Below are 20905 nucleotides of genomic sequence, written 5' to 3' on the forward strand. Positions count from 1 at the left end.
GGGATCCGTGGCGGACGACGCGTGGTTGGTCGTCGGGCTGGGGAATCCCGGCCCTTCTTATGCCGGTAATCGGCACAACATCGGCTACATGGTGGTCGATGAGCTCGCGGCCCGGATGGGCGGCAAGCTGAAGTCCGCGAAGCAGGTCCAGGCGGACGTGACCGAGGGGCGCCTCGGCGGGATACCGGGCGTCCGGGCCATCGTCGCCCGCCCCCGGACGTACATGAACGAGTCGGGTGGACCGGTCTCCGGCCTGCTGCGGTTCTTCAAGTCCAGCCCGGCCAAGCTGGTCGTGATCCACGACGAGCTGGACATCGGTTTCGACACCCTGCGGACCAAGTTCGGCGGTGGCGACAACGGCCACAACGGCCTGAAGTCGATCCGTCGCTCGATCGACACCGGCGATTACTTCCGGATCCGGGTCGGCGTGGGCCGTCCGCCGGGGCGGCAGAGCCCGGCCGATTTCGTGCTCGACGACTTCAGCTCGACCGAGCGGAAGGACCTTCCCTTCGTCATCGATCGCACGGCCGACGCGGTCGAGTGCCTGTTGATGGAGGGGCTCGAAGCAACTCAGGGGAAGTACAACTCGTGACCAAACTGGCCGGACTCGTCGATGCTCTGGTCACCGATCCGGTGGTGGCGGGCGCGCTCACCGATGCCCGGTCCGAGGTCGCGACCAAGCTGGACCTGAGTACGCCGGGCCCGATCCGGCCGGTGCTGCTCGCCGCCCTCGCCGAGGCGCGCGGGGCCGACCGCCCGATCCTGGCGGTGACGGCCACCTTCCGCGAGGCCGAGGACCTGACCGCGGCGCTGGGCTGCCTGGTCGATCCGGCCTCCGTCGCCTACTACCCGGCCTGGGAGACGCTGCCGCACGAGCGGTTGTCCCCGCGCTCGGACACCGTCGGCCGCCGGCTCGCCGTGTTGCGCCGCCTGGTTCACCCCGACTCGTCCGACATCACCACCGGCCAGATCAAGATCCTGGTCGCGCCGGTTCGCAGTGTGCTCCAGCCGCAGGTCGCGGGCCTGGCCGATCTCCGGCCGGTCCAGCTGCACCTCGGCGACACGATCGAGCTCGAGGACGTCGTTGAGCGTCTCGCCGCCGCGGCGTACAACCGGGTCGATCTGGTCGAGCGCCGGGGCGAGTTCGCCGTCCGGGGCGGCATCATCGACGTCTTCCCGCCGACCGAGGAGCACCCGCTGCGGGTCGACTTCTTCGGCGACGAGATCGAGGAAATCCGGTACTTCGCCGTCGCGGATCAGCGCTCGCTGGAGATCGCGGAGCACGGCCTATGGGCGCCGCCGTGCCGCGAGCTGCTGCTGACCGATGACGTTCGCGCGCGGGCCGGCGTACTGGCGAAGGAACATCCCGAGCTCTCCGAGCTGTTCGAGAAGCTCGCGCAGGGGCATGCGGTCGAGGGCATGGAGTCGCTCGCGCCGGTGCTGGTGGACGAGATGGAACTGCTCGTCGACCTGATGCCCGAAGGCACCCACGTCGTCGTCAGCGATCCCGAGCGAGTCCGGGCCCGCGCGCACGATCTGGTCGCGACCAGCCAGGAATTCCTGGAGGCGTCGTGGGCCGCGGCCGCCGGTGGTGGCGATGCCCCGATCGACCTGGGCGCGGCGGCGTACATGTCGCTGGCCGACGTCCGTTCGCAGGCGCTGGCCCGGGGCCTGGCGTGGTGGAGCATGTCGCCGTTCGCGGCCGCTCCGACTGGCGATGATGCCGTGCTGCGCGACTCGATGGGCGAGGTCGTCAGCTTCGACATCGACCCGGACGAGGGCGCGGTCAAGAGCCGGAAGGTCGACGCGCACGAGGTCGAGCCGTACCGCGGTGAGACCAGCGCCGCCGTCGAGGACGTCCGCGGCTGGCTGCGCAACGGCTGGCGCGTCGTCTGCATCACCGAGGGCCACGGCCCGGCGCAGCGGTTGGCGGAGATCTTCTCCGAGAGCGAAGTCGCGGCCCGGATGGTCGACGGTATCGGTGCCGATCCCGAGCCCGGCGTGGTGCTGATCTCGCAGGGACAGCTCGAACGCGGGTTCGTTGCCGAGGGCATCAAGCTCGCCGTACTGACCGAGAGCGATATCGCCGGCCAACGGTCGATGGCCGATCGGCGTTCCCAGCAACGACTTCCGAGCCGCCGCAAGAAGACCGTCGACCCGCTGGAGCTGCAGCCCGGCGACTTCGTCGTCCACGAGCAGCACGGCGTCGGCCGGTACGTCGAGATGATGCAGCGTACGGTCGGGACCGGCCAGCAGAAGGCCACCCGCGAGTACGTCGTGATCGAGTTCGCGCCGAGCAAGCGCGGTCAACCGGGCGACCGGTTGTACGTGCCGACCGACCAGCTCGACCAGGTGACGCGGTACGTCGGCGGCGAACAGCCCACGCTGGACAAGATGGGCGGCGGCGACTGGGCCAAGCGCAAGGGCCGCGCGCGCAAGGCGGTCCGCCAGATCGCGGCCGAACTGATCAAGCTGTACGCCGCGCGCCAGGCCACCAAGGGTCACGCCTTTGCCGCGGACACCCCTTGGCAGCGGGAGATGGAGGACGCCTTCCCGTTCGTCGAGACGCCGGACCAGCTCGCCACCATCGACGACGTGAAACGCGATATGGAGCGGGTCACGCCGATGGACCGGGTGGTCTGCGGTGACGTCGGGTACGGCAAGACCGAGATCGCCGTCCGGGCCGCGTTCAAGGCCGTCCAGGATGGCAAGCAGGTGGCCGTACTGGTGCCGACGACCCTGCTGGTGCAACAGCACTACGCGACTTTCGCCGAGCGTTATGCGAACTTCCCGGTCAACGTGTCGCCGCTGTCGCGATTCCAGACCGACAAGGAATCCAAGGCAACGGTCGACGGGATGGCCGACGGCTCGGTCGACGTGGTGATCGGGACGCACCGGCTGCTCAGTGGCGAGGTGACGTTCAAGGATCTCGGCCTGGTCGTGGTGGACGAGGAGCAGCGGTTCGGCGTCGAGCACAAGGAACAGCTCAAGCGCTTGCGGACCGCGGTCGACGTACTCACCATGTCCGCGACGCCGATCCCGCGAACGCTGGAGATGTCGATCACCGGCATCCGCGAGATGTCGACGATCGCGACCCCGCCGGAGGAGCGCCACCCGGTGCTGACGTTCGTCGGGGCGTACGAAGAGGGCCAGGTGACCGCCGCGATCCGGCGCGAGCTGCTGCGCGAGGGCCAGGTCTTCTTCGTGCACAACCGGGTCAACACGATCGAGAAGGCCGCCGCGCGAATCCGCCAGCTGGTGCCCGAGGCGCGCGTCTCGGTCGCGCACGGCCAGATGCCGGAGCACCACCTCGAGCGCGTCATCCAGGACTTCTGGGAGAAGCGGGCCGACGTCATCGTCTGTACGACGATCGTGGAGTCGGGGATCGACATCTCGAACGCGAACACCCTCATCGTCGAGCGGTCCGACCTGCTCGGCCTGTCCCAGCTGCACCAGTTGCGCGGACGCGTCGGCCGTGGTCGCGAGCGGGCGTACTCGTACTTCTTCTACCCGCCGGAGAAACCGCTCACCGAGACCGCGCACGACCGGCTCGCCACCATCGCGCAGCACGCCGACCTCGGTGCCGGTATGCAGGTCGCGATGAAGGACCTCGAGATCCGCGGCGCCGGCAACCTGCTCGGCGGCGAACAGTCGGGCCACATCGCGGACGTCGGCTTCGACCTGTACGTGCGACTCGTCGGCGAGGCCGTCGCGGAGTTCCGCGGCGACACCCCGGCCGAGGAGCCCGAGGTCAAGATCGAGCTGCCGATCGACGCGCACCTGCCGCACGACTACGTGCCCTCGCAGCGGCTGCGGCTCGAGATGTACCAGCGGCTCGCGTCCGTTCGCGACGAGGACGGCATCGCGTCGCTGGTGGAGGAACTGCACGACCGGTACGGCGACATCCCGGCGCCCGTGCAGAACCTGCTCGAGGTCGCGAAGTTCCGCAACCGGGCCCGCCAGGCGGGTCTGACCGACGTGACGCTGCAGGGCAACCTGATCCGGTTCGGGCCGGTCGACCTGCCGGATTCCAAGGTGCTTCGGCTCAACAGGCTGTACCCGAAGAGCTTGGTCAAGGCCCAACTGCGTACCATCCTGGTGCCGAGACCGACCACCAGGCCGGTCGCCGGGCAACCACTGCGCGACGTCGAGTTGTTGCAGTGGTGTACCAGACTGATCGATGACGTCATCGCCGAGCCGGTCCCGGCTCAGCGCTCGTAGCTGGAGGAGATTCGGGTGAGCACGAACAACGCGCTGCGCAGGGCCCTGTTGGCAGCCACGGCAGCCGGCGCCCTTGTGGTCCTCGGCGGTTGTGCCGACGGAACCCACCCTGGCGCCGCCGCCGTAGTCGGCAACGAGCAAATCTCCGTTTCGGAGGTTCAGGACCTCACGACTGCGGCGAACGACGGTATTGCCGAGGCCGCCGTGAAGCTCAAGGAGCCGGGGCTGACCCTGACCCCCGATGTCGTCATCAGCTCGCTGGTTCAGGCCGCCCTGGTCGAGCAGATCGCCGCGCGCAGGTCCGTTACGCCGACTCCGGCCGAGATCGCGACCGCTGAGAAAGAGTTCAATTTCCGTCCTGTGGTCGCGGAGGGTTTCCAACTCGGCGGTCAGTTGACGCAGGACTTCAAGGTGGCCCTGGTGCGTACGGCACTGAGCACCGCAAAGCTGGGTGGATCGACGTCGATCGCGGACCAGAACGCCTCGGCTGCCGGTGGCCGGATCATCGCGGAAGAACTCAAGAACATCGAGATCACGATCAGCCCGCGCTACGGAAAGTGGGACCCGGCGGCCGGCCTCGACACGAAGGCCTCCGGTTCGCTGTCCGAGCTTTCGCCGCAGACCAAGGCGATCAAGGACGCCGAAGAGGCCAAGCGGCAGGCCGAGCAGCAGCAGCCGCAGGGCTGATGTCTGGCCGGATCGCTCTCCTCGTCACCAGCCCTCGTGTCGCACCGGGCCTGCTCACCCGAGCGGCCTGGTCGGCGCTGGAGACGGCTTCCTCAATCGGTACGTCGGGTTCGCCGCAGGCGTCCGCCGTCACCGGCGCGGGTCTGACCGTCACTGACGTCATCGGCGATCCCTGGAACTGGCTCACCACCTCGGCCAACGCCGGCTCCGCCGTAGTCTGGCTCGTCGCCGACGACGGCGAACCCGCGCTCCTACGCCAAGCCGCCGAGGCCCTCTCAGCCGAACCACGCCCGACGTACGAGGTCGAAATCCTCTACGGCTCGTACGACGTACCGGGCGCGCGCCTGATCGACCTCGTCCGGGTGATGGACCGCCTCCGCTCGAACTGCCCCTGGGACCAGGAGCAGACGCATGCGTCCCTCGCGAAATATCTACTCGAGGAGACGTACGAAACCCTCGAGGCGATTGAAACCGGCGACTACACCCACCTCAGCGAGGAACTGGGCGACCTCCTCCTCCAAGTCGCCTTCCACTCCCGCATCGCCGAAGAGGACCCCGACGACCCCTTCTCGATCGACGACGTGGCCGGCGGCATCGTCGAAAAGCTCATCCGCCGCCACCCCCACGTCTTCGCCGACACCCACGCCGCCGACGCCGCCGCAGTCGAAGCGAACTGGGAATCCATCAAGGCCGCCGAAAAACAACGCACCTCAGCCCTAGAAGGCATCCCCCTAGCCCTCCCCGCCCTATCCCTAGCCGACAAAGTCCTCTCCCGCGCCGCAAAACTAGACCTCCCAGCCGACGCCCAGCCGCCCGTTCTGCCGCCCGCCGCGGGCGACACGCCACAAACCCGTTCATCGGGCCCTTCTGACGCGGCGAGTCGCGCTTCATCGGTCCCTTCTGACCAAGTGGCCGACGCCGACCGTCTAGGCGAAGACCTCCTGAACCTGGTCCGCCTCGCCCGCGAATCCGGCATCGACGCCGAGCAGGCACTCCGCGACGCCGTACGCCGCCTGGCCGACCAGATCCGCGCTGCGGAACTCGGCCGATAGCGCCAGCCGATCAGCCGGCTTCGGCGTCGGCGGGCGCGGGGGTGTGGAGGTAGCGCTCGGATAGGCCGCGGTAGTACTTCGTGCCCATCGCGCCGAGGGTGAGGATCAGGCCGATGATCCCGGTCAGCGTGAACACGAGCGCGATGCCGCGATCCTGGCCCGTGCCGAACCAGCCGCCGATCAGGTCGACCCCGGCGCCGGTGGTCATGAACGGGATGAAGATGAACTGCGCGATCGGGCCGATCAGGAACGCGGTGAGCGGCGAGGCGGCCTGCTCGACGCTCTGGGCGAAACCGAAGACCCGGCCCTGACGGTGGTAGGGGACCACTCGTTGCAGGATGGTCTGCTCGGACGCCTCGGCGAACGGAATCAGGCACATGTAGAGGAACAGGCCGCCGACGAGCAGGGCCAGAGAGGCCTGGATGGTGAACACCCCGGTGATCGTCCACAGCGTGACGTTGACGAGCAGGAGAGTCCGCACCGGGTTCTTGCCGAGGCCCACCCGGGCGATCACCAACCCACCGATGATGAAGCCGGCGCTCAGGAAACCCCAGAGGAATCCCCAGACCTCGACGGACACCAGCGACAGGCCGTACGGGTCCATCAACGCCATCAACACCCCACCCAGGAAGTTGTTGATCGTCGTGAACAGGATCAGCGCGATGAGCCCGGGCACGCCGCGGATGACCTTGATCGTCCCCCGAAGATCGACCTGCTTCGGCTCCGGCACCTCGCCCTCCGCGAGCTCGACCTTGCCCGACGGCACTGAGGTGAGCCACAAATGGACGGTCGCCAGCAGCAGCACGGCCATAGCCAGCAGCAGCACGTAGAACATGCCACCGGCGGCCACCAGCACACCGCTGATGACCGACGTGACCAGGAAGGACACACCGGAGGCCGTGCCGACGAGCCCATTGGCCTTGTCCCGCCGGTCCTCGGGAATGAGGAACGTGACGAGGGTCGGCAGGGCGATCGTGCGGATGTTCCCGGCGATCACGCCGAGCATCAGCAGCGTGACGAACACCCACAACGTGACGCTCGTCGGATCCTTGAAGGTAGCGGCCGGCACGGATTGATAGATGGCGAAACAGACCAGGTACAGCACGAACGAGGCGGCGCCCGAGAGCAGCATCATCGTCTTCTTGCTGTGGTGATCGACGAGGCTGCCGAACCAGATCCCGGTGAACGCCGTCATCACCAGGAAGAGGCCGGCGATCATCGCCGACGCGAAGACCGAGCGCGTCTCCAGGTAGACATAGAACGTGATCGCGAACCACACGGTGAAGTTGATCACCGAGGTGAGCAGGGTGTTCCCCAGCAGGTGGAGGAACGTCCGTGTCCCCGCTGCGTGAAAGTCCAGTCGAGCTGACGGAGCAGCCTTGCCGGCTTCGGCCATCTGCTCACCGTAAGCGGGCCCGCCCGGCACCGCCACCGAATACCTGGGCGAGTCGCCGCGCCCGATGCTAGCCCTCGGCCGCGGTTTCCCCGAGCAGCGGGCCGTCGAGCAGCGCGCGCAGGGCATCCCGGTGCGTGACGTACGCCTTCCGGCCTTCGCGGGTCAGCTTGTACGTCGTGGTGGCACCGCGCCCGCGGCCGTCCTTCGACGTACTCACGTAGCCGGCGGCCTCCAACGCGGACATGTGCTTCGAGAGGTCCGAATCGGCGATCTGCAAGTAGTCCTTCAAGAAGCGGAACGAGGCCGTGGGGGCGTTGGCGAGTACGGCCATCGCGGCCAGCCGCTTCGGCGCGTGGATGACGGAGTCGAGGCCATCGATCACGCGAGGCGCTCCCGGACCTTCGCCGCGGCGACCGCATACCGGCGCTCGTACAGCACCAACCCGGCCGTGACCAGCACAAAGGTAACCGGCGCCGCGACCGGGGGACCGGCCAGCCACCACACGAGCCCCACCACCGCGACGACGACTGCTACACCGGCGAAGTACCCGCGCCATACGACCGCGATCTCGGCCGGCGGCGTCCCGCGCCCGGGCATCGGCAAGGCGCCGTGCCGACGGCTCATCCACGCGATGAACGCCCCTTCGAGCGCCACCAGCACCACGATCGTCCCAATGAACAGCACCGTGTTCTCACGCCACCAGGCGAACGCCGCGATCAGCGCGGCCGCCCAGAGCCCGACCGACGGGAAGTACCACCAAGGCGTCGGCGGATAGTCGACGTACGGCGCCGCCTCCGCCCGCTCGACCATGGCCAACTGCTCCCGCGCATCACTTTCCATACCGGAAACCATAAGCAATAACTTTCCACTTCCGCAAGTGGAAAGCTAGCTCTCCGGGCGGCGAGAGGTTCGCGGCTCTACGGTCCTCACCTGCGTGCGGCCGGCTAGTTCGGGGTGGACCGCCAGCACCACACCGCGGCCCGGAAACGGCTGAACAGCGCGAACTGACACGTTGGTGTGGACCTGGCGGTCCGCCTACTCGCAGTGCAAAGCGGACGCCCGGCCATGTGCAAGTCCCGATTCCATCTCACTATCCGCGAGTGGTCTGGGAGTCGCATTGAGGGCGGCTGGTCGTCGCCGGACCTGGTACGTGATGACCCACGGAAACGACAGAAGTGACGGAAAGTTCTACGGCCGGACGGGACTGAGGGCGATGGTCTGGGTGATCGCGCGTTCGGCGTCTGGCCAGGTGAGGGTGGGGACGAGGTCGCGGGGGAGGTTGGAGTGGCGTTGTGGGCCGAAGAGGTAGCGGTGGGGGACTAGGCCGGCGAGGGCTTGGTGGACTTCGAGGTTGTCGTCGACGAAGTGGGTGATGGCGAGTTCGGCGCAGTGAGCGGCCTTGTCGGCGCGGCGGAGGCAGAAGCGGACGTTGGTGGCCGGGATGCCTGTGTGGGTGAAGAAATCGTGGTGGTGGAGCCAATCGAGGGAGCGTTGCTGGACTCGGGGTCCGGCTTTCGAGACGAGCCAGACGCGGTGGTTGAAGAGGGTCGTCAGGCGAGCGATGGAGTCGAAGGCGCCTGCCACCGCAGGAGTGCGGAGCAGGGTTGCGGTGTCTCCGTTGAAGAAGGCGGTGTCGCCGCCGTTCGGGTGCGAGCCGCCGTCGATGATCACGCGGCCGATGTCTATTCCTAATGTCTTCATGACCCCAGCCTGGGCTCAGCCAGGCATTGAGCAGAACTATAAATCTGCCATACAGCTATAGGATCAAGTGATGATTGTGGATCGGCTGGTGGCTGAGGATCTGGAGGCGTTCGCGGTCTTCGCGGCTCATCGGAACTACACGCACGCGGCCGCCGAGTTGCACGTGAGCCAGCCGGCCTTGCACGCCCGGATCAGGAAGCTGGAGCAGACCATCGGCCGCCCGCTGGTCGTCAAACAAGGCCGCAACCTCCTCCTCACCACAACCGGTGAACGCCTGGCCGCCTTCGCCAACGACACCCGCGCCCGGGCAGCGGACTTCCTCAGCACACTCGACGACGTACCGCCGAGGCCGTTGACGCTCGCAGCCGGTGCGGGCGCTTACCTCTACCTCCTGGGCGAGGCGGTCCGGCGCTACCTCGACCAGGCTCCGGGTGGACTGCACCTGATCACGGCAGACGCCGAGGCCACGTTGGACGGCCTGCGCGACGGTACGGCCGACGTCGGCGTCACCGCACTAGGCATCCCGCCGGACGACTTGGCCCATGAGCTGCTCTGCCAACTCCCGCAGGTGCTCGCGATGCGCCCGGACCACCGACTGGCCGGACGTCGTACGGTCCGGTTGAAGGACTTGGAGGGAGAAGCGCTCGTCGTACCGCCCCTATCCAGGCCGCACCGCCAGTCGCTGGAGCGGAATCTTCTGGACGCCGGGATCGACTGGAGCGTGGCAGTAGAGGCCCAGGGCTGGCAGTTGCAGCTGCACTTCGTAGAACTCGGCGTAGGCCCTGCAGTCGTCAACGGCTCAGTCCGTACGCCGCGGCCGCTGGTAACCGCCAGAGTCACCGATCTCCCGCCTGTTCGGTACTACGTGCTTACGCGTCGGCAGCAGTCGGACAAGCGTGTCGACATCCTTAAGGGACTACTGACACGCTTGACGCAATGAACGAGGTCGTACGTCGCAGTAAGCGGATCTCCCGGCTGCTAAGGCATACCGCGGGGGAGCGAGGTCTAGCGATGTCCCCGGACGGGTGGAGTTCTATCCAGGACGTCTGCGCCCTCCTAGACCTCACCAGGCCGCAACTGGACGAAGCGGTCGCGCAGAACGACAAGAGGCGGCTACAGGTGGACGGAGGACTAATACGCGCCTGCCAAGGCCACTCCCGCCTCAACATGCCGGTGACGCTCGAGGCCCTCGAAGCCAGCTGGGCCGTCTACGACCTGCAGGGCCTGCTCTGGCACGGTACGAACGCTCAGGCCGTCGGCAGCATCACTGCCACCGGACTACACCCAGGACGACGTACGCACGTGCACCTGACGCAGACCCGGGATAGCCCGCTAGGCAGACGAACGCCCGTGCAACTGGCAGTGGATCCGGCAGGGTTAGCCGTGTTCGAGGCGCCCAATGGCGTGCTGCTGACCAGGAGTGTTCCACCGGAGAACATCGTCAAGTCGGACGCGGTCCACCAGGCCCGCTGGTCTGGAAGCTAGGCTCGGCATGATCGTCGAGCTGCAGGCTGGGCTCGTCACCAGTGAACCCCGTCAACAGTGAACTAGGAGTGCATGTGGCCACCATTGAGGCCGTCGGCGCGCGCGAGATCCTCGATTCGCGCGGTAACCCCACTGTCGAGGTCGAGGTTCTGCTCGACGACGACACCGTCGCCCGGGCCGCTGTCCCGTCGGGCGCTTCCACCGGCCAGTTCGAGGCGGTAGAGCTTCGCGACGGCGGTAAGCGCTACGGCGGCAAGGGCGTTCAGAAGGCCGTCACGGCCGTTCTGGACGAGATCGACAAGGAGATCGTCGGCTACGACGTCCACGAGCAGCGGCTGATCGACCAGGCCCTGCTCGACCTGGACGGTACGCCGAACAAGGCCAAGCTCGGCGCGAACGCCATCCTCGGCGTCAGCCTCGCCGTGGCCAAGGCCGCCGCGGAGAGCTCCGGCCTGGACCTGTACCGCTACGTGGGCGGCCCGAACGCGCACATCCTGCCGGTGCCGATGATGAACATCCTCAACGGTGGCGCGCACGCGGACAGCAACGTCGACGTGCAGGAGTTCATGGTCGCGCCGATCGGTGCCGCGACGTACTCCGAGGCGCTCATGCAGGGCGTCAGCGTCTACCACGCGCTGAAGGCCGTGCTGAAGGAGAAGGGCCTGTCCACCGGCCTCGGCGATGAGGGCGGCTTCGCGCCGAGCCTGCCGAGCAACCGCGACGCGCTGGACCTGATCCTGGTCGCGATCGAGAAGGCCGGCCTGACCCCGGGCAAGGACATCGCGCTGGCCATGGACGTGGCGGCGAGCGAGTTCCACACCGACGGCGTGTACGCGTTCGAGGGTGGCAAGAAGTCGTCCGACGAGATGATCGCCTACTACGCCGACCTGGTCGCGTCGTACCCGATCGTCTCGATCGAGGACCCGCTGAACGAGGACGACTGGGCCGGCTGGGCCAACCTGACCGGTCAGCTGGGCGACAAGATCCAGATCGTCGGCGACGACCTGTTCGTCACCAACGTCGAGCGGCTGCAGCGCGGTATCACCGAGAAGTCGGCCAACTCGCTGCTGGTCAAGGTCAACCAGATCGGCACCCTGACCGAGACCCTGGATGCCGTCGACCTCGCCCACCGCAGCGGTTTCACCTGCATGATGAGCCACCGCTCGGGCGAGACCGAGGACACCACCATCGCCGACCTGGCCGTCGCGACGAACTGCGGCCAGATCAAGACCGGCGCCCCGGCCCGTTCGGACCGGACCGCCAAGTACAACCAGCTGCTGCGCATCGAGGAGGAGCTGGACGACGCCGCGCGCTACGCCGGGCGAGGCGCCTTCCCGCGCTTCCAGGGCTGAGCCTGGGACAATTCCCTCCGAGGAGTTTCCTAGGCGTAGTCGAGGAGCTGAGTTATGCCGTCCCGTCGTGATGCCGGTCCGCGTCCTGGTTCGAGGCCTTCGAGCCGCACCCAGACGCGACCGCCCGCACGCCGGGACGGCAACCAGCCCAAGCGCCGGACAGCAGGTACGACCTCCGGGCCGACCCGCACCCGGGGTTCGCGGAATCTGACCGGCCGGGCGGCGATGGTGCTGCTGGTCCTCGGCGCGCTCGTAGTGTCGTATGCGCAGAGCCTGCGGGTCTGGTTCGACCAGCACCAGCAGATCAGCGCCTTGCAGACCGAGATCCGCGACCGGGAGAAACGGGTCGGCGAGCTCGAGGACGAGATCGCGCGCTGGGACGACGACGCGTACGTTCGCGCGCAGGCCCGGCAGCGGCTCGGCTGGGTCATGCCCGGCGAGATCGGTTACCGCGTCATCGGCGCCGACGGTAAGGCCGCGGGGGCGCCGCCCGCGCCACTCGAGCCGGCCAACCCCGACGAGGCGCCGCAGGAGCCGACTTGGTACTCGAAGCTGTGGGGTAGCGTCGAGATCGCGGGCCGTCCGCCGAACGCGACACCGCCGACGGCCAAACCGACCCCGAAGACCCTGCTCACCCCGAAACCTGGACGATGACCGCACCCACTCCCGAAGACATCGCCGCGGTCAGCGCTCAGCTGGGCCGGCCGGCGCGTGGTATCAAGTCGATCGCCCATCGCTGCGACTGCGGTCTGCCCGATGTGGTCGAGACCGAGCCGCGCCTGCCCGACGGGACGCCGTTCCCGACGCTGTTCTACGTCACCTGCCCCCGTCTCTCCTCCGTCATCGGCACGCAAGAGGCCAGTGGTCTGATGCGCGAGATGACTGCCCGTTTGGACGAAGACCGAGAGCTCGCCGCGACGTACGAGGCGGCCCACAAGTCGTATCTCGCCCGCCGCGAGGCCATCGCACACGTGCCCGAGATCGACGGCATCAGCGCCGGCGGGATGCCGACCCGGGTCAAGTGCCTGCACGTGCTGGTCGGCCATTCGCTCGCCGAAGGGCCGGGCGTCAACCCGCTCGGCGACGAGTCCCTGGCGGCGCTGCCGGCCTGGGGTAAGCGTGGCCCTTGCGTGTCCCTGGATGACTGAAGTGAGCCGGGTCGCCGCGATCGACTGCGGCACCAACTCCATCCGGCTCCTGGTCGCGGACGCCGTCGACGGAGGCCTGCGCGAGGTCGACCGCCGGATGGTCATCGTCCGTCTCGGCCAAGGCGTCGACGCGACCGGCGTCTTCGCGCCCGAGGCCCTGGAACGGACGTTCGCGGCGTGCTCGGAATACGCCTCGTTGATCAAGTCGTACGGCGTTGAGCGGGTGCGGTTCGTCGCCACCTCGGCCGCGCGGGATGTCGCCAACCGGGACGAGTTCTTCGCCGGCGTCCACGCGCGCCTTGGCGTCGAGCCCGACATCATCGCCGGTTCGGAAGAGGCGGCCCTGAGTTTTGCCGGTGCCACGGGCGGGCTGGCCGACGTGCCCGGGCCGTACCTGGTGGCCGATATCGGCGGCGGCTCGACCGAGCTCGTACTGGGCGACGCGGATGGCGTGATCCAGGCCGAATCGCTCGACATGGGGTCCGTCCGGATGACCGAGCGACACGTGCGCTCGGATCCCGCCTCCCCGGATGAGGTCGCCGGGATGACGCGGGATATCGACGCGCTGCTCGACGCCACGGTCGTCCCGCTCGCGAAGACCCGGAGCTTGGTCGGCGTGGCTGGGACGGTCACCACTGTGGCTGCGGTCGCGCTCGATCTGCCCGAGTACGACCGCGACCGGGTGCATCACGCGCGTATTTCCGCCGCGCAACTGGTCGAGACCACCTCGTGGTTGCTCTCGTCCACGCGCTTGGAGCGGGCGTCGCGTGCGGCGATCCACCCGGGCCGGGTGGACGTCATCGGCGCGGGTGCGTTGATCCTGGCGCGTTTACACGCCCGCCTTCACGGTTGTCTCGCGGTGGATGAGCTCCTGGTCTCGGAGCACGACATCCTCGACGGCACCGCCCTGTCTCTACTCGAGTAGATGCTTCCGCATCCGCTGACGGGCGAGCTGTTCGACAGTCCCGTGCCGCCCGGCACCGGCTGGCCCGACGACCCGGCGGACGCCGGCACCCCGGTCGCGCGGAACTCCTCGGACGTCGTACGGCTTGCATCCAGGGCTTCATCGCTTGCCGAGCTGGCGGCCGAGGTGTCGGTATGCCGGGCCTGCGATCGGCTCGTCGCCTGGCGGGAGGAAGTTGCTGTCGGCAAGCGAAAGTCGTTCGCGGACCAGCCTTACTGGGGTCGCCCGATCGCTGGGTGGGGTGATCCCGCGCCCAGTCTGCTGATCGCCGGACTCGCGCCCGCGGCGAACGGCGGCAACCGCACCGGCCGGGTGTTCACCGGCGACCGCTCGGGCGATTGGCTGTTCGCGTCCCTTTATCGCGTCGGCCTCGCGAACCAGCCGACCAGCGAGCACGCCGGCGACGGCCTCCGTCTGATCGGCGCGCGGATGATCGCGGCCGTCCGGTGCGCGCCGCCCGCCAACAAACCCACGCCGGACGAACGCGACACCTGCGCGCCTTGGTTCCGCGCCGAACTCGCGATGGTGCTGCCCTCCGTGCGGGCGATCGTCTGCCTGGGCAAATTCGGCTTCGACGCGACGCTGGCGGGCCTGCAGACGGTCGGGTACGACGTACCGCGGCCCCGCCCTCGGTTCGGGCATGCCGTCGAGTACCCGATCGACGGCCCGTACGGCGAGGTGACCGTGATCGGCTGCTTCCACCCCAGCCAGCAGAACACCTTCACCGGCAAACTCACCGAACCCATGACCGACGCCATCTTCACCCGCGCGCTGACCCTCTGCAGCTGAACCGTCTTCTTTTGCGACGATCGGACCCGATTTGCCGCTCGTCTGTTACCTGTCAGCTGCAGGCTGCCTCGCAGCGGCAAATCGGGTCCGATCGTCGCAAAAGAAGGAGGGCACCCGGGTTTGCGGGGTCGGGGGGATGGCAACGGGTGTGGGGTGGTTGCAATGTGGTGGTAATGCGGGTGTGGTGAGGTGGTGTGGGTCACTCTGGAGAGGGATGCCCGGTGGGCGAGATCACCCTCCAGAGGGTTTGTGAAAGTTTTCACGAGGGCGCTACGCTGGTACTACCACAAGGTTGGTAATGCCACTCAGGGAGAGTGAAGGTAGATGACAGCCCAGGTACCGCACATCCTCATCGTCGGAGGCGGATACGTCGGGATGTACACGGCGTACGGACTGCGCAAGGCGGCCAAGCGGGGCAAGATCCGCGTCACGGTGGTGGACCCCAGGTCGGTGATGACCTACCAGCCGTTCCTGCCCGAGGCGGCGGCCGGTTCGGTCGAGCCGCGGCACGTCGTGGTGCCGCTGCGGAAGACCCTCAAGGGTTGCCGCGTCGTGACCGGCCGCGTGACGGCGATCGACCACTCGCGCAAGGTCGCCCACGTGATGCCGGAGGAGGGCCCGGACTACGAGGTGGCGTACGACCAGATCGTCGTCGCGCTCGGTTCGATCGCCCGCACGCTGCCGATTCCGGGCCTGGCCGAAGAGGCCGGCGGGTTCAAGAACGTCGAAGAGGCCATTGCCCTGCGCAACAAGGTGCTGGACCGGCTCGACGTCGCGTCGTCCCAGCCCGACGAGGCGCTGCGCAAAGCCGCGCTGACCTTCGTCTTCGTCGGCGGTGGGTACGCCGGGGTCGAGGCGTTCGCGGAGCTGGAGGACATGGCCCGCTACGCCACCCGGTACTACGACAACATCACCCCGGCCGACATGCGCTGGGTCCTGGTCGAGGCCACCGGGCGGATCCTGCCCGAGGTCGGCCCGGAGCTCGGCGTCTACACGGTCGAGCAGCTCCGCAAGCGCAACATGGAGGTCCGGCTCGAGACCCGACTCGAGTCCTGCGAGAAGGGCCACGTGGTTCTCAGCGACGGCGAGGAGTTCGACTCCGACACCATCGTGTGGACCGCCGGCGTGAAGGCCAACCCGGCCCTGGCCGCGACCGACTTCCCGCTGGACGAGAAGGGTCGCGTCAAGTGCCTCCCGAGCCTCCGCATGGAGGGCCTCGAGGACGCCTGGTCCGCCGGTGACAATGCCGCCGTGCCGGACCTGACCGCCGAGCCCGGCGTCTTCTGCGCGCCCAACGCCCAGCACGCGGTCCGCCAGGCCAACCTCCTCGCGAAGAACATCCTGCGCGTAGTCGACGGCAACGAGCCTGAGGACTACAAGCACAAGTACGTCGGTTCGGTCGCGAGCCTCGGCCTGCACAAGGGCGTCGCCCAGCTGTATGGCGTGAAGGTCAAGGGCTGGCCGGCCTGGTTCCTGCACCGGACGTACCACGTGTCCCGCGTGCCCACCTTCAACCGCAAGGCCCGCGTCATCCTCGACTGGACGCTGGCGCTGTTCTTCCGCCGCGAGGTCACGTCACTCGGCAGCCTGCAAACGCCGAACGACGAATTCCGCCGCGCAACCGGCTCCTGACCAGACGCGACCACTCGCCGCCTAAAACCCCGCGAGTGGTCACATTTGGCCGGACCAGACGCGACCACTCGCAGCCCAAAAGCCGGCGAGTGGTCGCGTCTGACCTCAGTGGTCGACGGGCAGATCCGCCGGAGCCGTTGCCCAGGCGCTGGGGGTAGACCCCATCGTCAGGGCGATCCGTCCGCCTCGCTGCAGGTAGGACTCAGGGAGCCAGGAAGACGTGTGCGGACGTCCGTTCAACCGGGCGGATTGCACGTACTGGTTGGCGTCTGACGTCTGCGGCGCCTCCACCACCAGATGTACGCCGTTGTCGCGGCGCAGCTCAACCCGGGGGAACAAGGGACTCCCGAGCAGGAGCTCCGCCCGGCCCGGCGTCTGCGGGAACAACCCGATCGCGGCGAAGACGTACCAGGCCGACATCGTGCCCAGATCGTCGTTCCCCGGCAGGCCCGACGGCCCCACGCCGTACACGGTGTCGACGATCTCCCGCACTGTCTCCTGCGTCTTCCACGGCTTTCCGAGCGCGTTGTACAGCCAAGGCGTGTGCAGTCCCGGCTCATTGCCCGGGTCGTACCGCAACGCGCTGCCGCCCTTCACGGCCCAGTTGCCCGCCTCATCGTGGAAGAACCCGTCCAGCCGTCGTACGGCGTTGTCGGCGCCTCCCATCGCCTCGGCCAACCCACCGACGTCCTGCGGCACCATCCACGTATAGGTGGCACTGGAGCCCTGAGCGAAACCACGGTCTGTCGACGGCGTGAAGCCCGGCACCCACGTCCCGTCGGCATTACGCGCCTGCTGGTACCCGACGGCCGGGTTGAACGTGTTCTTCCACCAAGTGCCTCGCTCGGCCATGGCGGCCGTCGGCTGTCCGAGGCGCTCGGCCCACATGGCGAGGGAGTGGTCGGCCAGAGAGTTCTCGAGCGTCTCGGCGGCACCACCCCAGCAGTGGCAGGCGTCCTGCGGTGCGTAGTTCAAGTCGACATAGCGATCCAGCGCCGGTCGTTGCCCGGTGCATTGCCCTGGGCAACCACCATCGTTCTCCGCGTCGGCGTTCTGGACCGTTGCCTGGTGCAACAGCGATCGATAGGCGCCGAGGGCATCGAAATTGCGCACGCCCATCGCCGCGAAGGTCGCCAGTGTCGGCGCGGACGGGTCGCCCGTCATCACGTGAGTGGCGCCGTTGTTGTGCAGCCAGCGATCCCAAATACCCTTATTTTGCTGGGCAAACTGATACAACGACTGAGCGAAATCGCCGGCGACCGAGGGCTTGACCAGCGCGAGCAGTTGGATATGCGCGCGGTATTGGTCCCACCCGGAGAACGTGCCGTACTGCGCGCGCTGTCCCTTCGCCAGCCGGTGGATCAACCGGTCGCTCCCGAGATACCGGCCGTCGACGTCGTTGAAGATGTTCGGCTGCAGCATCGCGTGGTAGAGCGCGGTGTAGAACGTCGACCGCTGATCCGCCGTACCACCGCCGATCCGCACAGCCTTCAGCTCGTTGTTCCACTGGCGATAGCCGTCGGCCGCTACGCCTTCGACCGTCGCGTCCTTGCGGAGTTCCGCCGCTCGGTTGAGCTCGGCGCCGGCCAGGCTGACGTACGAGATGCCGATCTTCATCCGCACGGCCGAGCCCGGGGCGAAGCCGACGTACCCGCCCGAGCCCTTGCCGGCCCGGTCGGCGCCGGTCGCGTAGCCCTCGCCACCCGTGGTGTGCAGACTGCCCGGAGTGAGGGTGCGGTCCTTCCAGGTGCCGGAGGCAACGATCGGCTGGTCGAACGACGCGCTGAAGTGGAGCCGGTAGTAGGAGCGCCGGTTGTTGGTGCCGCCGTTCGCGCGCCGGCCGCAGAAGGCGCCGGTCAGGACGGACCCGGTGACCTTGCGGCCGGCCGGGTCGATGGTGATCTCGGCGTCCTCGCTGCCGTTGAGAGAGTTCGAGACCCGGAAGAGCAGGTTCGCCGGTTTGCCCGCGGGGAAGCCGAATTCGCCGACTCCCGCGCGCGTGGTGACCGCGAGATCGGTGGTCACGCCCGAGTCGAGCTTGACCGAATACCTGCCGGGCTTGGCGGATTCCTCCGCGTGGCTGAAGTTGTTCGCGTACTTGGCGTCGGTGGTATCACCCGTCGGGGACGAGTCGACCTCACCGGCGTACGGCATGATCGGTACGTCGCCGGCGGCACCCGGATTGCAGCCGGCGCCGTTGACGTGGGTGAGGGAGAACCCGCGCACCCGCGTCACGTCGTACTGGTACCCGTTGGCCGCGCCCGTGCTGGTCTGATCCCCGCGAGTACTCGTCGGACTCCACGAGATCATCCCGAACGGCCGAACCGCGCCCGGCCACGTATTGCCATCCCGCCGCGACCCGACGAACGGATCGACGTACGACGCGAGGTCCTCCTGCCCGTACGACGCTTCGCCGTACGTCGTCGTGAGCTCTGCGGGTGGTGCCGCGGTGGCGGGTAGTACCGGCGTCAAGAGCAAGAGGGCGAGACCAGCGGCGACGATACGCATGCGTCATTCATTCCTTCCGTGGCGGGCGGACTCACCCACGCTAATGCGAATGAATGAACGAGAGTTGATTAGCGCGCGTCGTCCAGAAGACCGGCATCGTGCACGAGCAGGGCGATCTGGACCCGGTTGTTCAGGTCGAGCTTGCTCAGGATCCGGGACACGTGCGTCTTGACCGTCGGCACGCTGAGATAGAGCGTCGCGCTGATCTCGGCGTTGGATTTGCCCTCGCCCACCGCCACGGCGATCTCGCGCTCGCGGGCGTTCAACAGGTCGAGCCGCTCGTCCGCACGCGCCTTGCGCTGGTCCTGCCCGGACGCCGCCACCCGCTTCATCAGCCGCCGCGTCACCACCGGCGAAAGCACCGGTTGACCCGACGCCACCCGCCGTACGGCCTCGACGATCTCGGCCGGCGGCGTGTCCTTGAGCACGAACCCGGCCGCGCCCGCGCGCAACGCCCGCAGCACGTGCTCATCGGCGTCGAACGTGGTGAGGATGACGACCTCCGGCGCACCCGGACGCGATCGGACCACCTCGGTGGCGGTCAGGCCGTCCATATTCGGCATCCGGATGTCCATCAGGATCACGTCGGGGGAGTGCCGCTCGATCAACGCCGGCACCCCGCGCCCGTCGCCGGCCTCGCCCACCACCCGGATGTCGTCCGCGCCCTTGAGCATCATCACCAGGCCGGCGCGCAGCAGCGGGTCGTCGTCCACGATCAGGACCCGGATCACGGGTGTCTCGGTCATGCCGGCCACGGTAGCCACACCCACAGCCGGAACTCGCCATCACCCGTCCGCCCGTGCTCGATCCGCCCGTCCGCCAGCTTGGCCCGCTCGGCCAATCCGACCAGCCCCTGCCCGCCGTCGGTCCGCGGCGCGGATGGCACCGAGTTCAGGACCTCGATCGTCAACCCGTCTCCTGGTACGCCGTTGAGCTGGATCCGGACCGGCTGGCCCGGTGCGTGCTTGAGCGCATTCGTCAGCCCTTCCTGCACCACCCGGTACGCCGTACGCCCGACGTGATCCGGAATGTTGCCGGGCGCATCGATCCGCAGGTCGACCACCATGCCGGCCTGGCGCGAACTCTCCACCAGGGCGGGCAGATCCGCGAACATCGGCTGCGGCAGCTCCCCGACAGGCGCCCGCAGTACGCCGATGACCTCGCGCAGATCCTGGAGCGCGTGGTGCGCGCTGGCCCGGATGATCTCGGCCGCGCCGGCGATCTCGCTGGTAGGCGCATGCGGCCGATAAGCGAGCGCGCCCGCGTGCACGCTGAGCAGGGACAACCGGTGCCCGAGTACGTCGTGCATCTCCCGGGCGATCTCCTCCCGGGCCCGGAGCTGCGCCTGCTCGGCCTGTAGGTGGGCGAAGTCCTCGGCTCGCTCGGCCCGCTCCTCCAGGGAGTAGACGAGCTGGCGGCGCGACCTCAGGAACAAGCCCCACGCGGCGGCGCCGGAGTAGATGAACAGCGCGAAGACGCAGGTGAAGAGGAGGTCTTGAAAGCCGGTCGAGCGCAGATGCCAGCTGTAGACGGCATAGAGCGGTAGCAGTGGCAGATTGAGCAGGGTGACGAGCGCAGTAGTCCGGAACGGCCGATGGATCGCCAGTGTGAAGATCGCGAACAGCGTCGCCATCCACGCGGTATCGGAGAAGCTGCCCACCACTACCGTTGCGATCGCGATCTGCACCGGCCAGCGACGGCGGAAGAACAGCAGCAGGCAGGTGGCGAGCCCGATCCAGAGATCGATCGGCTCCACCCACCGGTAGGCGTACGGCGCGTTCGCGGCGTCGTTGTAGACGATCAGGCCCATCACGATCGAGATGACGACCATCAACGTGTTCACGATGCCGTTGCGAACAGGCCGTCGTCTGCGCTCTACCGCCTTCCACTCCGTGGTCAGCTGTCCCGTACCCGCCATGCGGTCGAATCTAGCCGTGCCACCGGCCGGATCAGCTCTTTCCGGGCTGTCC

Annotated in this window: 19 protein-coding genes; 12 read left to right on the plus strand and 7 right to left on the minus strand. The window is 68.0% G+C overall.

All coding sequences use genetic code 11. The annotated features are described in order from the left end of the window. Positions 1-7 precede the first annotated feature (7 nt). The 4 genes from pth to OG394_RS34600 are packed head-to-tail and all read left to right on the plus strand — an operon-like array spanning position 8 to position 5960. Entirely contained in the window at positions 8-592 is a 585-nt protein-coding gene (pth, locus tag OG394_RS34585) for an aminoacyl-tRNA hydrolase (protein ID WP_328991416.1), read from the plus strand. Then, positions 589-4221 carry a transcription-repair coupling factor gene (gene mfd, locus OG394_RS34590; RefSeq protein WP_328991417.1) on the plus strand — a complete coding sequence of 1211 codons (3633 nt, stop codon included), beginning with the start codon at positions 589-591 and terminating at the stop codon, positions 4219-4221. The genes pth and mfd overlap by 4 nt, the downstream gene beginning before the upstream one ends. A 15-nt stretch (positions 4222-4236) precedes the next feature. Further along, complete coding sequence (locus tag OG394_RS34595) at positions 4237-4908, plus strand: hypothetical protein (RefSeq protein ID WP_328991418.1); 672 nt, start codon at positions 4237-4239, stop codon at positions 4906-4908. Continuing rightward, positions 4908-5960 carry a MazG family protein gene (locus OG394_RS34600; RefSeq protein WP_442914246.1) on the plus strand — a complete coding sequence of 351 codons (1053 nt, stop codon included), beginning with the start codon at positions 4908-4910 and terminating at the stop codon, positions 5958-5960. Before OG394_RS34595 ends, OG394_RS34600 begins: the two co-directional genes overlap by 1 nt. Positions 5961-5970: 10 nt before the next feature. On the opposite strand, the gene OG394_RS34605 is transcribed toward OG394_RS34600, so the two are convergent. The 4 genes from OG394_RS34605 to OG394_RS34620 form a co-directional block, all read right to left on the minus strand. Beyond that, on the minus strand, positions 5971-7356 hold the full coding sequence (locus OG394_RS34605; protein ID WP_328991419.1) for an MFS transporter: 1386 nt from the start codon (positions 7354-7356) through the stop codon (positions 5971-5973). A gap of 67 nt (positions 7357-7423) precedes the next feature. After that, the gene (locus OG394_RS34610) at positions 7424-7738 is read right to left on the minus strand and encodes a transcriptional regulator (RefSeq protein WP_328991420.1); all 315 of its coding nucleotides are present in this window, start codon (positions 7736-7738) and stop codon (positions 7424-7426) included. After that, positions 7735-8196, minus strand: a complete 462-nt coding sequence (locus tag OG394_RS34615; protein ID WP_328991421.1) for a hypothetical protein — start codon at positions 8194-8196, stop codon at positions 7735-7737. The genes OG394_RS34610 and OG394_RS34615 overlap by 4 nt, the downstream gene beginning before the upstream one ends. Positions 8197-8544: 348 nt before the next feature. Beyond that, on the minus strand, positions 8545-9057 hold the full coding sequence (locus OG394_RS34620; protein ID WP_328991422.1) for a hypothetical protein: 513 nt from the start codon (positions 9055-9057) through the stop codon (positions 8545-8547). Between the two features lie 70 nt (positions 9058-9127). On the opposite strand from OG394_RS34620, the gene OG394_RS34625 reads away from it, so the two are divergent. From OG394_RS34625 to OG394_RS34660, 8 genes are all read left to right on the plus strand, one after another. Further along, complete coding sequence (locus OG394_RS34625; RefSeq protein WP_328991423.1) at positions 9128-9997, plus strand: LysR family transcriptional regulator; 870 nt, start codon at positions 9128-9130, stop codon at positions 9995-9997. Then, positions 9994-10542 carry an RNA 2'-phosphotransferase gene (locus tag OG394_RS34630; RefSeq protein ID WP_328991424.1) on the plus strand — a complete coding sequence of 183 codons (549 nt, stop codon included), beginning with the start codon at positions 9994-9996 and terminating at the stop codon, positions 10540-10542. The genes OG394_RS34625 and OG394_RS34630 overlap by 4 nt, the downstream gene beginning before the upstream one ends. Before the next feature lie 74 nt (positions 10543-10616). Continuing rightward, complete coding sequence (eno, locus tag OG394_RS34635; protein ID WP_328991425.1) at positions 10617-11894, plus strand: phosphopyruvate hydratase; 1278 nt, start codon at positions 10617-10619, stop codon at positions 11892-11894. Positions 11895-11948: 54 nt separating this feature from the next. Next, positions 11949-12548 carry an FtsB family cell division protein gene (locus tag OG394_RS34640; protein ID WP_328991426.1) on the plus strand — a complete coding sequence of 200 codons (600 nt, stop codon included), beginning with the start codon at positions 11949-11951 and terminating at the stop codon, positions 12546-12548. Next, positions 12545-13042, plus strand: a complete 498-nt coding sequence (locus tag OG394_RS34645; RefSeq protein WP_328991427.1) for a DUF501 domain-containing protein — start codon at positions 12545-12547, stop codon at positions 13040-13042. The genes OG394_RS34640 and OG394_RS34645 overlap by 4 nt, the downstream gene beginning before the upstream one ends. Continuing rightward, positions 13035-13967, plus strand: coding sequence for a Ppx/GppA phosphatase family protein (locus tag OG394_RS34650; RefSeq protein ID WP_442914247.1), 933 nt, complete (start codon positions 13035-13037; stop codon positions 13965-13967). Before OG394_RS34645 ends, OG394_RS34650 begins: the two co-directional genes overlap by 8 nt. After that, positions 13968-14795 (plus strand): uracil-DNA glycosylase, encoded by an 828-nt coding sequence (locus OG394_RS34655; RefSeq protein WP_328991428.1) that lies wholly within the window; start codon positions 13968-13970, stop codon positions 14793-14795. 324 nt (positions 14796-15119) lie between these two features. Beyond that, positions 15120-16427 (plus strand): NAD(P)/FAD-dependent oxidoreductase, encoded by a 1308-nt coding sequence (locus tag OG394_RS34660; RefSeq protein ID WP_328991430.1) that lies wholly within the window; start codon positions 15120-15122, stop codon positions 16425-16427. 105 nt (positions 16428-16532) lie between these two features. Here OG394_RS34660 and OG394_RS34665 read toward each other — a convergent pair whose 3' ends face one another. From OG394_RS34665 to OG394_RS34675, 3 genes are all read right to left on the minus strand, one after another. After that, positions 16533-18935 (minus strand): GH92 family glycosyl hydrolase, encoded by a 2403-nt coding sequence (locus tag OG394_RS34665; protein ID WP_328991431.1) that lies wholly within the window; start codon positions 18933-18935, stop codon positions 16533-16535. 68 nt (positions 18936-19003) lie between these two features. Next, positions 19004-19681, minus strand: coding sequence for a response regulator transcription factor (locus OG394_RS34670; RefSeq protein ID WP_328991432.1), 678 nt, complete (start codon positions 19679-19681; stop codon positions 19004-19006). Continuing rightward, complete coding sequence (locus OG394_RS34675) at positions 19678-20853, minus strand: sensor histidine kinase (protein WP_328991433.1); 1176 nt, start codon at positions 20851-20853, stop codon at positions 19678-19680. The genes OG394_RS34670 and OG394_RS34675 overlap by 4 nt, the downstream gene beginning before the upstream one ends. Positions 20854-20905 lie beyond the last annotated feature (52 nt).

It is taken from the genome of Kribbella sp. NBC_01245 (assembly GCF_036226525.1).
Lineage (GTDB): Bacteria > Actinomycetota > Actinomycetes > Propionibacteriales > Kribbellaceae > Kribbella.

Coding starts and splice junctions, on each gene's coding strand:
- OG394_RS34660 (WP_328991430.1), top strand. CDS start 15,120: ATGACAGCCCAGGTACCGCACATCCTCATCGTCGGAGGCGGATACGTC.
- OG394_RS34655 (WP_328991428.1), top strand. CDS start 13,968: ATGCTTCCGCATCCGCTGACGGGCGAGCTGTTCGACAGTCCCGTGCCG.
- OG394_RS34615 (WP_328991421.1), bottom strand. CDS start 8,196: ATGGAAAGTGATGCGCGGGAGCAGTTGGCCATGGTCGAGCGGGCGGAG.
- OG394_RS34630 (WP_328991424.1), top strand. CDS start 9,994: ATGAACGAGGTCGTACGTCGCAGTAAGCGGATCTCCCGGCTGCTAAGG.
- OG394_RS34665 (WP_328991431.1), bottom strand. CDS start 18,935: ATGCGTATCGTCGCCGCTGGTCTCGCCCTCTTGCTCTTGACGCCGGTA.
- OG394_RS34625 (WP_328991423.1), top strand. CDS start 9,128: ATGATTGTGGATCGGCTGGTGGCTGAGGATCTGGAGGCGTTCGCGGTC.
- OG394_RS34645 (WP_328991427.1), top strand. CDS start 12,545: ATGACCGCACCCACTCCCGAAGACATCGCCGCGGTCAGCGCTCAGCTG.
- OG394_RS34675 (WP_328991433.1), bottom strand. CDS start 20,853: ATGGCGGGTACGGGACAGCTGACCACGGAGTGGAAGGCGGTAGAGCGC.
- OG394_RS34620 (WP_328991422.1), bottom strand. CDS start 9,057: ATGAAGACATTAGGAATAGACATCGGCCGCGTGATCATCGACGGCGGC.
- OG394_RS34670 (WP_328991432.1), bottom strand. CDS start 19,681: ATGACCGAGACACCCGTGATCCGGGTCCTGATCGTGGACGACGACCCG.
- OG394_RS34600 (WP_442914246.1), top strand. CDS start 4,908: ATGTCTGGCCGGATCGCTCTCCTCGTCACCAGCCCTCGTGTCGCACCG.
- OG394_RS34605 (WP_328991419.1), bottom strand. CDS start 7,356: ATGGCCGAAGCCGGCAAGGCTGCTCCGTCAGCTCGACTGGACTTTCAC.
- OG394_RS34650 (WP_442914247.1), top strand. CDS start 13,035: ATGACTGAAGTGAGCCGGGTCGCCGCGATCGACTGCGGCACCAACTCC.
- OG394_RS34640 (WP_328991426.1), top strand. CDS start 11,949: ATGCCGTCCCGTCGTGATGCCGGTCCGCGTCCTGGTTCGAGGCCTTCG.